13 protein-coding genes and 1 tRNA gene are annotated in these 12,782 nt (G+C 67.5%); 6 read left to right on the forward strand and 8 right to left on the reverse strand.

The features are described from left to right. Positions 1-244: 244 nt before the first annotated feature. Positions 245-319, reverse strand: a tRNA-Arg gene (locus tag ACESK5_RS09900). 319 nt (positions 320-638) lie between these two features. Here ACESK5_RS09900 and ACESK5_RS09905 point away from each other — a divergent pair. Together ACESK5_RS09905 and ACESK5_RS09910 are read left to right on the forward strand one after the other, a co-directional pair. Beyond that, positions 639-1,244 (forward strand): RAD55 family ATPase, encoded by a 606-nt coding sequence (locus ACESK5_RS09905; protein WP_372911400.1) that lies wholly within the window; start codon positions 639-641, stop codon positions 1,242-1,244. Between the two features lie 98 nt (positions 1,245-1,342). Continuing rightward, positions 1,343-1,765 (forward strand): CoA-binding protein, encoded by a 423-nt coding sequence (locus tag ACESK5_RS09910; RefSeq protein WP_372911401.1) that lies wholly within the window; start codon positions 1,343-1,345, stop codon positions 1,763-1,765. A gap of 8 nt (positions 1,766-1,773) precedes the next feature. Here the strand turns inward: ACESK5_RS09910 and ACESK5_RS09915 are convergent, their stop codons facing one another. The 4 genes from ACESK5_RS09915 to ACESK5_RS09930 are packed head-to-tail and all read right to left on the reverse strand — an operon-like array spanning position 1,774 to position 5,980. Continuing rightward, positions 1,774-2,175, reverse strand: coding sequence for a DUF5798 family protein (locus tag ACESK5_RS09915; RefSeq protein ID WP_372911402.1), 402 nt, complete (start codon positions 2,173-2,175; stop codon positions 1,774-1,776). A 55-nt stretch (positions 2,176-2,230) separates the two neighbouring features. Next, the gene (locus ACESK5_RS09920) at positions 2,231-3,289 is read right to left on the reverse strand and encodes an ABC transporter permease (RefSeq protein ID WP_372911403.1); all 1,059 of its coding nucleotides are present in this window, start codon (positions 3,287-3,289) and stop codon (positions 2,231-2,233) included. After that, positions 3,282-5,084, reverse strand: coding sequence for an ABC transporter permease (locus tag ACESK5_RS09925; protein ID WP_372911404.1), 1,803 nt, complete (start codon positions 5,082-5,084; stop codon positions 3,282-3,284). The genes ACESK5_RS09920 and ACESK5_RS09925 overlap by 8 nt, the downstream gene beginning before the upstream one ends. After that, positions 5,081-5,980 (reverse strand): ATP-binding cassette domain-containing protein, encoded by a 900-nt coding sequence (locus tag ACESK5_RS09930; protein ID WP_372911405.1) that lies wholly within the window; start codon positions 5,978-5,980, stop codon positions 5,081-5,083. Before ACESK5_RS09930 ends, ACESK5_RS09925 begins: the two co-directional genes overlap by 4 nt. A 155-nt stretch (positions 5,981-6,135) precedes the next feature. Here ACESK5_RS09930 and ACESK5_RS09935 point away from each other — a divergent pair, with 155 nt between their 5' ends. Next, positions 6,136-6,291 (forward strand): hypothetical protein, encoded by a 156-nt coding sequence (locus ACESK5_RS09935; RefSeq protein ID WP_372911406.1) that lies wholly within the window; start codon positions 6,136-6,138, stop codon positions 6,289-6,291. A gap of 68 nt (positions 6,292-6,359) precedes the next feature. Here the strand turns inward: ACESK5_RS09935 and fba are convergent, their stop codons facing one another. Together fba and ACESK5_RS09945 are read right to left on the reverse strand one after the other, a co-directional pair. Further along, positions 6,360-7,352, reverse strand: coding sequence for a class II fructose-bisphosphate aldolase (gene fba / locus ACESK5_RS09940; protein WP_372911407.1), 993 nt, complete (start codon positions 7,350-7,352; stop codon positions 6,360-6,362). An 890-nt stretch (positions 7,353-8,242) separates the two neighbouring features. Continuing rightward, a complete protein-coding gene (locus ACESK5_RS09945) occupies positions 8,243-9,103 on the reverse strand; it encodes a 3-hydroxyacyl-CoA dehydrogenase family protein (RefSeq protein WP_372911408.1) in 861 nt (286 codons plus the stop codon). Positions 9,104-9,867: 764 nt separating this feature from the next. Here ACESK5_RS09945 and ACESK5_RS09950 point away from each other — a divergent pair. Further along, a complete protein-coding gene (locus ACESK5_RS09950; RefSeq protein WP_372911409.1) occupies positions 9,868-10,752 on the forward strand; it encodes a class 1 fructose-bisphosphatase in 885 nt (294 codons plus the stop codon). Positions 10,753-10,761: 9 nt separating this feature from the next. Here ACESK5_RS09950 and ACESK5_RS09955 read toward each other — a convergent pair whose 3' ends face one another. Continuing rightward, positions 10,762-11,607 carry an NAD-dependent epimerase/dehydratase family protein gene (locus tag ACESK5_RS09955; protein ID WP_372911410.1) on the reverse strand — a complete coding sequence of 282 codons (846 nt, stop codon included), beginning with the start codon at positions 11,605-11,607 and terminating at the stop codon, positions 10,762-10,764. A 94-nt stretch (positions 11,608-11,701) separates the two neighbouring features. Here ACESK5_RS09955 and ACESK5_RS09960 point away from each other — a divergent pair, with 94 nt between their 5' ends. Together ACESK5_RS09960 and ACESK5_RS09965 are read left to right on the forward strand one after the other, a co-directional pair. Beyond that, positions 11,702-11,986, forward strand: a complete 285-nt coding sequence (locus ACESK5_RS09960; RefSeq protein WP_372911411.1) for a DUF5789 family protein — start codon at positions 11,702-11,704, stop codon at positions 11,984-11,986. Further along, the gene (locus ACESK5_RS09965) at positions 11,986-12,570 is read left to right on the forward strand and encodes an adenylate kinase (RefSeq protein ID WP_372911412.1); all 585 of its coding nucleotides are present in this window, start codon (positions 11,986-11,988) and stop codon (positions 12,568-12,570) included. Before ACESK5_RS09960 ends, ACESK5_RS09965 begins: the two co-directional genes overlap by 1 nt. The last annotated feature ends 212 nt before the right edge of the window (positions 12,571-12,782 follow it).

Below are 12,782 nucleotides of genomic sequence, written 5' to 3' on the forward strand. Positions count from 1 at the left end.
CGTGCGTCGGACGCCGTCGCCAGACTCCTCGTCCGGAACTCCGGGTGGCGGTCGTGCGCGACGACGTCGGCGAAGAGTTTATCAACAGTACCTTTATAATGATTCGTGGTAACCTTGACTCCAGCAAATCGCACAACGGAGGAGACCCGGATGATGCGGCATAACGAACTCTGCTCTACGAGAGGAGTTGTGTTTAAATACACCCCGCCGCCCTCTGTTGATTCCTAGGTGTTATGCGGCAAGATGGGCGCTGCAGGATTTGAACCCGCGACAACTTGGTCCGAAGCCAAGCACTCTGTCCAAACTGAGCTAAGCGCCCGTACCCGAACGTAGCGAGACACGCCCTGTTAAACTTCGTGGTTTCGCGCATGTGGTCAGGCCGACTGACCGACCCGTTCTCGCCGAGTGACACGACTTTCGAGACCGACGGCCAGGCCGACGAATCGACCGACTACGACGACACCGTCCACCAGTCACGGTGCGAGACAATCCCGTACGCCGGACTGACGACTGGTAAGGGAATCAAAAAGAATATTACCGGCACACTGTATCTTGGTACCACCTGATGACTCCCGGAGAGTCGACCCGTCGTCCAAGCGTCTCTCTACCCACGGGACTGACTGTCCGGGAGGTCTCTCATGTATGACCTCTCACCTGCACTCGACGCGACGGTGCAACCCGGAACGAACATCCTTCTGGCGGGACCGCCCCTGACCGGCAAGCGGGCGCTCGGATTCGACGTCATCGCCGGCGGCATCGAGGCGGGTGAGGGAGCAGTCGTCGTGAGCACGAAGGACAGTGCGAAGCGCGTGCTGGGCGAGTTCGAGCCTCGATTCGACATCGAAGACAAGCCCTTCACCGTCATCGACTGCGTCACCAAACAGATGGGAGGGAACGAGGCCTCCGAGACCGAACACGTCAAGTTCGCCGCGTCACCCGTCGATATGACCGGTATCGGTATCAAGTTCTCAGAGGTGCTGGAGAACTACTACCAGACCCAGGGCCTCGAACGGAACCGTGTCATGCTCCACTCGCTGTCGACGCTGTTGATGTACTCGGACCTCCAGACCGTGTTCCGGTTCCTCCACGTCTTCACCGGGCGCGTCCAGAGTATCGACGGACTCGGCCTGTTCTCCATCGACTCGACGGCGCACGACGACCAGACGATGAACACGCTCAAGCAACTGTTCGACGGCATCATCACCACGCACGAGGACGGCGAACCGACGGTGCGCCTCCCGTAGGGGGTCGGGGCCGCGCCCCGACTCGAGGCCACGACGCCCGGGTCCGACCGGCGTCGAACGGCCGTTCGTTTTTAGCCTTCGCCGCACTCTCTCCCGCCATGCCAGTCACCAGCGACGACGGCCTGCGACGTCTCCTCGACATGACGCCGGTCGCCGTCATCGGCTGTTCGAGCACGCCGGGCAAGGCCGCACACGAGATTCCGAAGTACCTCCAGCGACACGGCTACCGCGTCGTCCCCGTGAACCCGACCGCGGACGAGATACTCGGCGAACCGGCGTACGACCGGCTCGCCGACGTCCCGGACGACGTCGAACTCGTCGACGTGTTCCGGCCGAGTTCGGAGGTCGGCGGTATCGTCGACCAGGTGCTGGCGCGCCGCGACGACCGCGGCGACGTGGCGGCGGTCTGGCTCCAGCTCGGCATCCGCGACGACGAGGCGGCGTCGCGCGCGGAGGACGCCGGGCTCGACGTCGTCCAGGACAAGTGCATGAAGGTCGAACACAGCCGACTGCTCGGCTGAGCGCTCCCTCACACCGTCGGGTCGTCCGACGAATCCGTCGGATCCGTCGAATCCGTCGAGCCAGCCGAGTCCGACGAATCCGTCGAGACGTCGCCGGTCGCACCGCTGGCGTCGGTAGCGGCCTCTCCGTCCGCGTCGGCGTCGTCGGTCGCTGTCTCGCTCTCGGCCTCGGAGATGTGTGCCTCGGCGATGATCGCGTCGACGTCGATGCCCTCACGCTCGGCGAGCGCCTGGAGGATAGCGCGCTGTTCGGCCACCTCGTTCTCGAGGCGGTCGACCCGTTCGTGCGTCGCGGTGACCGTCTCGCGCATCTCCGCGACCTGCGCCCGGAGGTCGTTGATCCGTTTGTACAGCTCTTCACCCATCTCCGCGACTTTCTGGAGTTTCTTCGCGGTTCCGCCGATTCCCATACGATAGCGTGTGACCGCCGCCCTTGTGTGCGTTCCGCTTGTCCGCTCGCAGCCGTCAGCCGAGCGTCGCGGGGTCGACCCGTCGGGTCAGCCACCGGAGCCCGAGGTACGCACAGACGCCGACGGCGGCGACGGCCACGACGGTTGCGGCGCTCGTCGGGTCGGCGCTGTCGATTGCGAGTCGCGCGGCCGTGTTCGCCGGGTTCACCGGGAGGACCGCCGTCCCGCCGAAGACGAGGAGGACGGCGACGGAGTAGAGCAGTTGTGCGGTCCGTCGGTCGGGGGCGACGATGGCGATCGCGAGGGCGAGAGATACCACGAGCACCGCGAGCGACCCGACGAACGCGACCAAGAGGAACGGGTGTGCGACGCTCGTACCGTTCGCCCGGAGGAGTGTAATCCAGAGCGCGGCCTGTGCGGGTGCCAGCCCCGCGGCGGCGAGCAGTTTGCCGTCGACGATGTCGCCGAAGGAGACCGGAGCCACCCGGAGCAGTTCCAGCGTCCCCCGGTCGCGCTCCTCGGTGAGCGAGTCGACGGCGAGCGACCCGCTGATGAACACCGGGAGGAACAGCAGGAGGGGGACGAGGACGGTGTAGGTGAAGCCGAAGTACGGACTCGACGTCCCCTGCGGCGGAAGGTCGAGCGGCGTCCGTTCGAGCGACGTCGCCCGCTCGGCACGCTCGGCGCGTTCGAAGGCCCGGAGCACCTCGCGAACCTGCACGACGGTGACCGTCGTCTCGATGTTCGAATCGGGGACCGTCGCGCGGACGAAGGTCCGGCCGTCGCGCCGCTGGGCCACGAGGACGGCCCCGACGTCGCCCTCTTCGAACGCGGCGAGCGCGGCTTCCTGTGTCTCGTAGGGGACCGGTCGCACGCCGGGCTGGTCGTTCATCACGGCGAGGAGTTCGCGCGCCTCGCTGTCGGTGCCGGCGAGCGCGACGTCGACCTGGTAGCCCTGGACGCTCCCGGGGTCGTACAGGGAGACGAGACCGACCACGAGGAACGACGAGAAGGCGGCGATGAACACCTGGATGAGCAACGCGAGGACGATGGTCTTCTCGGCCTTCAGCACCTGCAACTCCCGGCGAGCGATGGTGAGCGAGCCGTCAGCCAAGGAGCGTCACCACCGTGAGGTTGTACACCGTGTGGACGCAGATGGCCGTCCCCAGGCCGAGCAGGTAGCCCCGGACCCCCCGTCGGGCACCGAGCGCCGACAGCGACGCCGTCACGACGTGGAGAACGAGCGGTGCCGCCAGGAGGGCGAGCGCGAGGGGGAGCACCTCCACACCGACGGTCCCGGCGGGCGCGAACGCCGCCCGGCCCACCGCGAGTTCGGGCAGGCCGACGAGCTGGACGACGGCCGTCGCCTTCTCGCCGGCGAAGAAGCCCACGCCGGAGGCCGCCCCCACCGCGAGCGCGCTCCCGGCCGACGTGGCGAACCGCCCCTTCTCGAAGCCCGCCAGCACGTGGAGGCTCTTCGCGATTTCCTCGACGGTTGCGACCACTACGAGGATGACCGGAATCGACACCGAGACCGGGAGCGCGAAGAGGACGGCCACGCCGAGGAGTTCGGCGACGAAGACGAAGGGGATCGAGAGCGCGGAGACGAGCGCGACCGACGCCGTCCCCGACAGCCGCGCGTCGAGCGCGTCGAGGAACTTCAGCGGGACCGGCCGCTGGGTGAACATGTCCTCCTCGCGGTAGACGCCGAGGCCGAGGAGGAACAGTACAGCCGCAGAGAGGTAGATGGGGCCCGTCGAGAACAGGTAGGCGGAGAGGTCGACGCCGGTTCCCTGGAGGTCCCGGACGACGAGCGACAGCGGCGAGATGAGCGCGATGGGCGTCACGTTCGTGAAGATGGCCGGGACGAACGCGTAGGAGGTGAGGAACACGCTCACCGTGACGGTCACGAACGTGAGTTCCTTGAACGACCGGGCGAACATCGCGCCGACGAACGTCGTCGCGAGGAACAGGAGCGCGAGCGGGACGACGGCGGCGACGGAGACGAGGCCGCCCCCGACGAGGAGCGCGATGAGCGCCGTCACCGCGACCATCGCCCCCAGGTAGGGGAGCGTCTTCCCGGCGACGATGTCACCGGGCGTGACCGGCGCGACGAGGAGGAGTTCCCCCCGCCGGTTGACGCGCTCGTTGAGGACGGTCGAGCCGTACGCTTGGATGACGAAGTTCATCGGGACCAAGAAGACGAAGGCGAGGACGAGCGACCCGAACGGGAACGGCGGGTCGATGTCGGCCGGCGAGCCGACGGAGTTCTGCGCGAAGACGCTGGTGCCGATGCCCGGAATCGCGAGCGGCCCGTCGCCCGTCGACGCGGCGCCGCCTCCCGTGCCCCCGGTGGCGTCTCCGCCGCCTCCGCCGCCCGCCGCTCCGCTCCCCCCGTCGCTCTCGGTGGTCCCGTCGTCACCGCCCGTCGGCGCGGTCACGACGACGTCCTCGCGCGTCGCGTAGGTGAGCGCGACCACGACGGGGAAGGCGGCCGACTGGTTCGCCTCGGCGCGCATCAGCCCGGCGTTGTGACGTTCGACGCTCGCGCGGAACGCCGCCAGTGCGGCCTCTCCCTTGGTCGTCTCCCGGACGACGACTCTGCCGTCCGTGACGAGCAGGTCCAGGTCGCCCGCGGCGAACGCGGCCGCGCTGGCCGGCTCTGCCGCGAGCGACGTACTCGACGCGACCGGGTCGTAGTACGGACTCGACTCGTCGACGCCGACGCGGTAGAGGTCCCGGTCGAGCGCGACACCTCCCGTGAGGACGCCGGCGCCGACGACGCTCCCGACGATGGCGATGGCGACGAGGCCCATGACGACGGTCCGGCGGTCGACGACGGCCGCCGACCGGCTCACCTCCCAGCGTGCGATGCGGGCGACGGCCCGTGGTCTCAGCCGCGGGCTCACCGAGTCGCCTCCGCGCGCGGGTCCGACGCCAGTTCGCGCCCAGCGATGTCGAGGAAGAGGTCCTCCAGACTGGGCTCCTCGGTCCGGATGTCGACGACCTGCCCCCCCGCGTCGGCAGTGGCCTCGCGGACCGTCTCGACTCCGGCCATGTCGTCGACGAGGCTGACGTACTCGTCGCCGGCGGGGTCGCTGTCGGGGAGCGGAACGGTCGTGAACACGTGGTACGCCGTCGAGCCGTGTTCCGCCCTGATTTCGGGGACGGTCCCGCGGGCGACGATCTGGCCGCGGTTCATGATGACGACCCGGTCGCAGACGCTCTCGACGTGATAGAGGTTGTGCGCCGAGAACACCACCGTCTTGCCCCGGTCGGCGAGTTCGCGCGTGAACTGCAGGACGTAGTTGGTCGTGAGCGGGTCCAGCCCCGAGGCGGGTTCGTCGTAGACGAGGAGGTCCGGGTCGTTCACGAGCGAACGCGCGATGGCCACCTTCCGCTTCATCCCCTTCGACATGTCGCCCAGGCGGCGCTCGCGGTGTTCGAGTTCGAGACGATCGAGCGTCTCCTCGGTGCGCTCGCGCGCGACGTCGCGGGGGACGTCGTAGAGGTCCGCGAAGAACCGCAGGTAGGACCGCGGCGTCATGTCCTCGTACAGCGGCGACTCCTCCGGGAGGAAGCCGAGCGAGCGGCGCATCTCGGGGTCACCGGCGTCGTACGCACCCACCCGGGCCGTCCCCCCCGAGGGCTCGACGAGTCCAGCGAGCATCTTCAGCGTCGTCGTCTTGCCCGCTCCGTTGGGGCCGACGATGCCGAATATCTCGCCGGTGTCGACCTCGAAGTCGCTGCCGACCACGGCGGGAAAGTCGCCGTAGGACTTCCGGAGGCCGCTGACGCGTATCATACGCGTGGCAGTCGGGCCTGCCTGTTTAAGCTCACCCACCGGCTCTCAGACGTGAGAACCGTCCGACGGCCGGTGGTGTGGTCGGCCGTCGACCACGGGTCGGGAGAACGGAGACCGGCGTTAAACCCAAGACGATAGCCAGTGGAGTGACACGTATGAGCGACCTCACGCTCATCCGAACCGACGGCACCTGGCACCGCACGGACATCCTCGGCTGTTCGTACGCCGACGTCGCTGTGGTCGACGAGGAGCGGACCGTCGACTCCGACGCGCTGTCGGAGCTCGACCGCTGTGAGACGTGTACGTGGTAGCTGGCGGCGAGAACACGGACGGGAGCGGGTGGTGGCGTCTACGACGCTGACCGCCGACCCCGTTTCGCTCAGGCGTACTTGCTCTTCCCCGCGCTCCCGGCGATTTCGGCGAGGTCCTGGTGGACCTTAGAGATGCGCTCGCGGACGTCGCGGCCGCCGACGCGTGGGTCGAAGACGTCCTTGTTCGGCGACCAGTCGACCGCGTTGTAGAAGCCGTCACGGTCGTCCTCGACGCCCTCGGGCGGGACGATGTTCGTCGGGTCCTCGCGGTAGAGGTCGAACAGCGTCCGCGTGTACTCGTACTGGTAGCGGGTGTCCTTGTTCACCTTACAGATGCCGTACTGGAGCATCTGCCGGAGCTGCTCGGGGAGGATGCCCGACGAGCCGTGGAGGACGAGCGGCGTGTCGAGGCCGTGGTCGCGGAGTTCCTGCCGGATGTCCTGGGCGATGTCCGGGCGCAGTTCGAGGTTCTTCCCCTTCGCGACGCCGTGCTGGGTGCCGACCGAGATGGCGAGGAGGTCACAGCCGGTCCGGTCGACGAACTCGACGGCCTCTTCGGGGTCGGTGTAGAACGCCTCCTCGGAGACGATTTCGTCCTCGACGCCCTTGATGCGGCCCAGTTCGGCCTCGACGAGGATGTCGCGGCCGGCGTCCTCGATCATCTCGACGACCTGCCGACTGGTCTCGACGTTCTCCTCGAACGGCTCGTGGGAGGCGTCGATCATGATGGAAGAGGGGATGTCGAGGTCGATTTGCGTCTCGATGAACTCCATGTCCGTCTGGTGGTCCATGTTGAGGAAGACGCCGATGTCGTACTGCTCGGCGATGACCTCGATGTAGTTGCCCATCGCCTTCAGCCCCGCGACGGGGTCGCCGTTCCCGGCGAACTTGCAGGCGCCCCCGCTGAGTTGGAGCAGCAGGTCGGAGTTCGCCTGCGAGGCCCCTTCCATCAGTCCCATCATGACGTTCGGCTCTGCGACGTTGCTCGCGACGAGTCCGAACCCCTCGTCGAGCGCGTCGTCGTACACTGCGTCGAGTTCGGCCCCACTGTAGAATGGCATCGTGATGTTCCTCGCTTTCCCCATGCGATGACAGCGTTATAATTCATGCGGGCGGGCCGACTCGCGGGGCGTCTTCACGCTCACCCGCTCTATCACAGCGGTGACGCGAACCTGCCGATTTCCGGACCCACAGGGTGACGCCGACCCGACGTCGACGATGGCAGCTGTCGGCTGCGCCACCCAGTCAGTGTAACTGTCTTGAAGTCGGGACAGAGGGGAAACCCGAAGGGTGCGACACCCTCGCCGAATCTCGCGTGTCCGTCCCCGCTAGAACGCTCGGGTGAGAGGGACTTCCACGCCGTGCCGCATCACGTATCGTCCATCGGTTCCGTCCTCAATGTGAGCCGCTCGAACTGCTCAGCGCCGGGCACGGAGTGGTGCTGAGTTACCCTGACGGCGAACCAATCGAGTCGGCGGATACGTCCGTCTCAGAGAGCGGGTCTGAATTCTTCGTTACCACAGTTGCAGGAGCCGTCGGTCCCGATCGGGCGATAACTCCCGTTTGTGGTCTCTTGAGCCGGATAGATCTTTCCGCAATCGGCGCATCTAGCAAACACGTCTGGGTCACCCCCCTTAGCGGGGCATTTCTCTGTCATTAATTCGAACCGACGCTGGACCGAGTCGGTGTCACCCATATCGTCACACTAAGATAAAACGGTTCCGTACATTCACCTGCTCGTCCGAGGGTCGTACTGGAGCTTCGGACCCTGTACCGGTCGAAACCCGGAAAGTCACCTGTCGACTTCGCACCCGTTACCGCGCAGTTAGTTCAGCCTGAGAGACCGAAGCCGTTCGAAGAGAGACTCCCCTGTCCGCACGCTGTTCGTCTCAGCTGCCGACACTTCCAGCGAGAGCATCAGAACACGAGAAACAGCGACGCGAGACGGGAGTTACTCGTAGTCGTAGAAGCCGCTGCCGCTCTTCTTGCCCAGTTCGCCGGCCTCGACCTTCCGCTTCAACAGGTAGGCGGGCTTGTAGCGGTCGCCCAGTTCGTCGTAGAGCGTCTCCGAGGCGTGCAGACAGACGTCGAGACCGATGTGGTCGGCCAGCGTGAGCGGTCCCATCGGGACGTTCGTACCGAGGGTCATCCCCTTGTCGATGTCCTCCTTCGAGGCGACGCCCTCGTCGTACGCCCGGATCCCCTCGTTGAGCCACGGCATGAGTATCCGATTGGTGACGAAGCCCGGCTTGTCGTCGGACTCCCACGTCTCCTTCTCGAGCGACTCGGCGAAGCCGTGGGCGAGGTCGACGGCGGCGTCGCTCGTGAGTTCGCCCCGGACGACCTCGACACCCTTCATCACGGGGACGGGGTTCATGAAGTGCAGGCCGACGACGTGCTCGGGTCGCTCCGTGGCGGCCGCGATGGAGGTGATCGAGAGCGTGGAGGTGTTGGTCGCCAGCACCACACCCGCGGGGAGGAGGTCGTCGAGGTCGGCGAAGACGTCCTTCTTGACGTCCATGTTCTCCACCGCGGCCTCGACGACGAGGTCCGCGCGTCCGAGGTCGTCGAACTCCGTCGTGCCGGTGATGCGGTCGAGTGCGGCGTCGGCTTCGTCCTCCGAGAGCTGTTCTTTCTTCACGAGCCGCGAGAGTGAACTGTCGATGCTGTCGAAGCCGCGCTCGACGAACTCGCTCTCGATGTCGCGCATGACGACGTCGTAGCCGGCCGTGGCGGCGACCTGTGCGATACCGTTGCCCATCGTTCCCGCGCCGACGATCCCGACCGTCTCGACGTCTTCGAGCGTTCGCATATCTCCCACCAGACCCGGGGGTGTTGTAAGGCTGGCGTCGGTGTGGTCGGTGTGGTCGGTGTGGTCGGTCGTCGGTGGGCGCGTTTCGGTGCGGTTCGCCGGGGGTCTCGTGCTCGGTGTGTCGACGTACCGCTCGGTCGTGTGCCATCTGGTCGGTTCGGTGTCGGCAGGAGGTTCGGTGTCGGCAGGAGGTTCAGTGTCGTCTGGTCGGTTCGGTGTCGTCGGTAGTATCCGAGAACGCGACGGCCGCGCGACACACGGGCGCGATGGAGCCACGTCCTCCCCAGCCGATTCGGACACTCCCTCCGGTCGTGTCCTCATCCCTCGCGCGTGAGTCGTGCGGCGGGACCGCACCACGTCACGCGCCACCGCCTCGGTGTGAGGGGGCCGATGTGTCGAATGCGGTCGGCGCGCGGGAGCGAGTGAGTGACACGAACGAGCGGCGCGCGAGGGGCCGCTGGCGGCTCCGGCCGCGAGCACCCGGGTGGGGAGGGGTGAGGCTCTTTCACCGCGCCCGTGCGTCGTGCGGTCCGCCCGGGTCCTCGAACGCCCGTACCACTCGACTCGGCCCGGGGGTCCCACTCGTCCGAGGGTACAGACCCCCTCGGTATCCCGCGCTCCCCCAGAACTATATACGCTGTTGCCACACTGACAACCCATGGACGCTACGGCAGGGCTCACGGACGGACTGGTGGCACGGACGGCGCTCGGCGGCGGTGCCGACGCGGACAGCGACGCGCGGCGCGCGGGCGGGGTGAGCTGAGATGGACGGGAAGACGCGTGCGACGGTCGAGGAGATATTCGAGACGGTCGCCGAGGCCGCCCCCGAAATCCGTGCGGGGCTCCCGAGCCGCCGGCTGAAGAGCGGGTCGGAGAACCCGAGCGGCGAGACGCAGATGGCGGCAGACGTGTTCGCCGACGACCTGCTCCAGACGCGCCTCGGGTCGCTCGACAGCGTCGGCGAGTACGCCAGCGAGGAGCGCGCGGACGTGGACGACGTCGGCGAGGGCTTCTCGGTGACCGTCGACCCGCTCGACGGCTCGTCGAACCTCAAACCGAACAACACGATGGGGACCGTCGTCGGCATCTACGACGAACCGCTCCCGGCGACGGGCGAGAACCTCGTCGGCGCGGCGTACGTCCTCTTCGGCCCCGTCTCGACGATGATGTGCGCCGTCGACGGACAGGTCGACGAGTACCTCGTCGACAACGGCGTCCGGAACCTGGTCACCGAGGACGTCCAGCTCCCGGACGATCCGTCGGTCTACGGGTTCGGCGGCCGCGTCCCCGAGTGGTTCGACGACTTCAGCGCGTTCGCCGACGAGGTGGAGAGCGACCCGTCGATGAAACTCCGGTACGGCGGGGCGATGATCGGCGACGTCAACCAGGTGCTGACGTACGGTGGCATCTTCTCGTATCCCGCGTTCACGAACGCGCCCGCGGGGAAACTCCGTCTGCAGTACGAGGGCTACCCCGTCGCGTACATCATGGAGACGGCCGGCGGGGCCTCCTCCGACGGCAGCAAGTCCATCCTCGACGTGGTGAAGACGGACGACATCCACGCGCGGGTCCCGGTCCACGTCGGGAACCACTCGCTCATCGACCAGCTCGAGTCGATGCTCGACGAGTCCGTCGAGTCCCTCGCTTGACCGCCGCTCTCACACCGGCGGGCCGCTCCACTCCTCGCCGTCGTCGCGGGGGTCGTAGCCGACGACGTCGCGGGCGTGGTCGACGTCGAACCACCGGCGTTCGTTGTCGCTGACGCCGTAGAAGACGTCGTACTCCCCCTCGAACCCCAGACAGCAGTCGAACAGTGCCGCGCAGTCGCGGCGCGACTGCCACATCGCCTTCATGCGCGCGACCTGTTCCTCGTAGGCGTCGCTCCCGCGCTCCCACCGGCCCTCGTGGACGCCGCGCTCGGCGTCGCCGTAGGGGTGGTCGTACCGGGGCGCGCGGACGCTGCAGATGCGAACGGCGACGAACCGCAGCGCGCCCTCCTCGGCGTACTCGCGTCCGAACACCTCGCCGGCGGCTTTCGAAGACCCGTAGGGGGAGTCGGGACGGTACGGTGTCGTGTGGTCGACGACGAGGTCGGTGTGGTGGTAGATGTCGGGCGCGCGTTCCCGTTCGTACCCCCCGACGGCGTGGTTCGAGGAGGCGAAGACGACTGTCTCCACCCCGGCGTCGGCGCCCGCGTCGAGGACGTTTCTCGTCCCGACGACGTTGTTCTCCAGTACCTCGGCCCAGGTGCCGTCAGTCCGCGGGTAGCCGGCGAGGTGGACGACGGCGTCGTGGCCCGCTACCGCCGACCGAACCGCGTCGGCGTCCGCGACGTCTCCGACGACCGTCTCGCGGCCGGCGTGTGGGTGCGTCCCCGGACCGTCCCACGGCGTCTCCTCGTCCACCGCTCGTCGGTCGAAGAGCGTGAACTCGTACTCGTCGTCGAGACGTTCGGTGAGCGCCGTGCCGACGGTGCCGTGAGCGCCGGTGAGGAGCACGCGCATACCTCGTGGGTCGTCGGACGGGAACAAAAACGTGTTCGGGGCGTTTCCCGCCCGGTTCCACATGTTTAACAATGTGCATTACTGAGTGACAGGTATGCGACTCGCCGAGACACGGAACGCGTTCGCACGACAGTTGACGTTCCCGGCCGACCGCGACACGGTGCTCGCGGCCGTCGGGGACACGACCCTCGAAGCCCCGTACGGTGACCCCGAGACCATTCGGACGGTGCTCGAGCGGACCGACGAGTCGTCGTTCGAGAGCGCGGACGAACTGTACGACACGGTGCTGGCGAACGTGGGCGAGCAGTACATCGGCCGCAAGCACTACGACGACCGGGGCGCGCAGGGCGGCATCGACACCGAGGAGGTGCACTTCTGATGAGCGTGACCGTCGTCTCGGGGGTACCCGGCGTGGGGAGTTCCCGCGTGACGGAGGCCGCCGTCGCGTCGCTCGACGAACGGTTCGAGCTCCTGAACTCCGGTGACGTGATGCTCGAGGAGGCGCTCGGCGGCGGCCGGAACGTCGAGAGCCGCGACGACCTCTCGGAACTTCCCCCCACGGAACTCCGCCGACTCCAGCGGCGGATGGGCGAGTACGTCGCCGCCATCGACGCCGATCCCGACACTCACGTCGTCCTCAACACCCACCTCGTGGTCAGCACCGCCGCGGGGTTCGTCCCGGGCCTGCCACCGGAGGTGCTCCGCGAACTCGACCCCGCCGCGTTCGTGCTCGTCGAGGCCAGTCCGGACCTCGTCCGGGAGCGCCGGAGCGGCAGCGACTACCGCTCCTACCGGGTCGGTGACCGGCTCGGCATCGAGTTCCAGCAGTCGATGAGTCGGACGGCGGCGTTCAACTACTCGACTGCCGTCGGGGCTCCGGTCGCGCTCGTCGAGAACACCGACGACGTCGAGTCCGCCGCCGTCCAGTTGGCTCACGAGATTCAGCGCGCGGCGAGTCGCTGAGCCGTCTCCCCGCTCCTCTCGGGTTCTTCGCTCCTTGCGCCAGGACGTCGATTACGTCGACTGAGCGTCTCCCCGGGAGTGTCGATGCATCCGCGGCGATAGCACCCTCACACGCCACGATAGTACCCTCACACAATCGTCCCGCTTTGCTCGGGGCGTTGTCGGGTGCGCGTGGTCGCCGCAGGCGACCCTCGCGCCCCGGAACAGGTCGG

Origin of the sequence: Salinigranum sp. (assembly GCF_041641895.1) — an archaeon.
Classification (GTDB): domain Archaea; phylum Halobacteriota; class Halobacteria; order Halobacteriales; family Haloferacaceae; genus Salinigranum.

Coding starts and splice junctions, on each gene's coding strand:
- ACESK5_RS09905 (WP_372911400.1), top strand. CDS start 639: ATGTATGACCTCTCACCTGCACTCGACGCGACGGTGCAACCCGGAACG.
- ACESK5_RS09910 (WP_372911401.1), top strand. CDS start 1,343: ATGCCAGTCACCAGCGACGACGGCCTGCGACGTCTCCTCGACATGACG.
- ACESK5_RS09915 (WP_372911402.1), bottom strand. CDS start 2,175: ATGGGAATCGGCGGAACCGCGAAGAAACTCCAGAAAGTCGCGGAGATG.
- ACESK5_RS09930 (WP_372911405.1), bottom strand. CDS start 5,980: ATGATACGCGTCAGCGGCCTCCGGAAGTCCTACGGCGACTTTCCCGCC.
- ACESK5_RS09935 (WP_372911406.1), top strand. CDS start 6,136: ATGAGCGACCTCACGCTCATCCGAACCGACGGCACCTGGCACCGCACG.
- fba (WP_372911407.1), bottom strand. CDS start 7,352: ATGCCATTCTACAGTGGGGCCGAACTCGACGCAGTGTACGACGACGCG.
- ACESK5_RS09945 (WP_372911408.1), bottom strand. CDS start 9,103: ATGCGAACGCTCGAAGACGTCGAGACGGTCGGGATCGTCGGCGCGGGA.
- ACESK5_RS09950 (WP_372911409.1), top strand. CDS start 9,868: ATGGACGGGAAGACGCGTGCGACGGTCGAGGAGATATTCGAGACGGTC.
- ACESK5_RS09955 (WP_372911410.1), bottom strand. CDS start 11,607: ATGCGCGTGCTCCTCACCGGCGCTCACGGCACCGTCGGCACGGCGCTC.
- ACESK5_RS09960 (WP_372911411.1), top strand. CDS start 11,702: ATGCGACTCGCCGAGACACGGAACGCGTTCGCACGACAGTTGACGTTC.
- ACESK5_RS09965 (WP_372911412.1), top strand. CDS start 11,986: ATGAGCGTGACCGTCGTCTCGGGGGTACCCGGCGTGGGGAGTTCCCGC.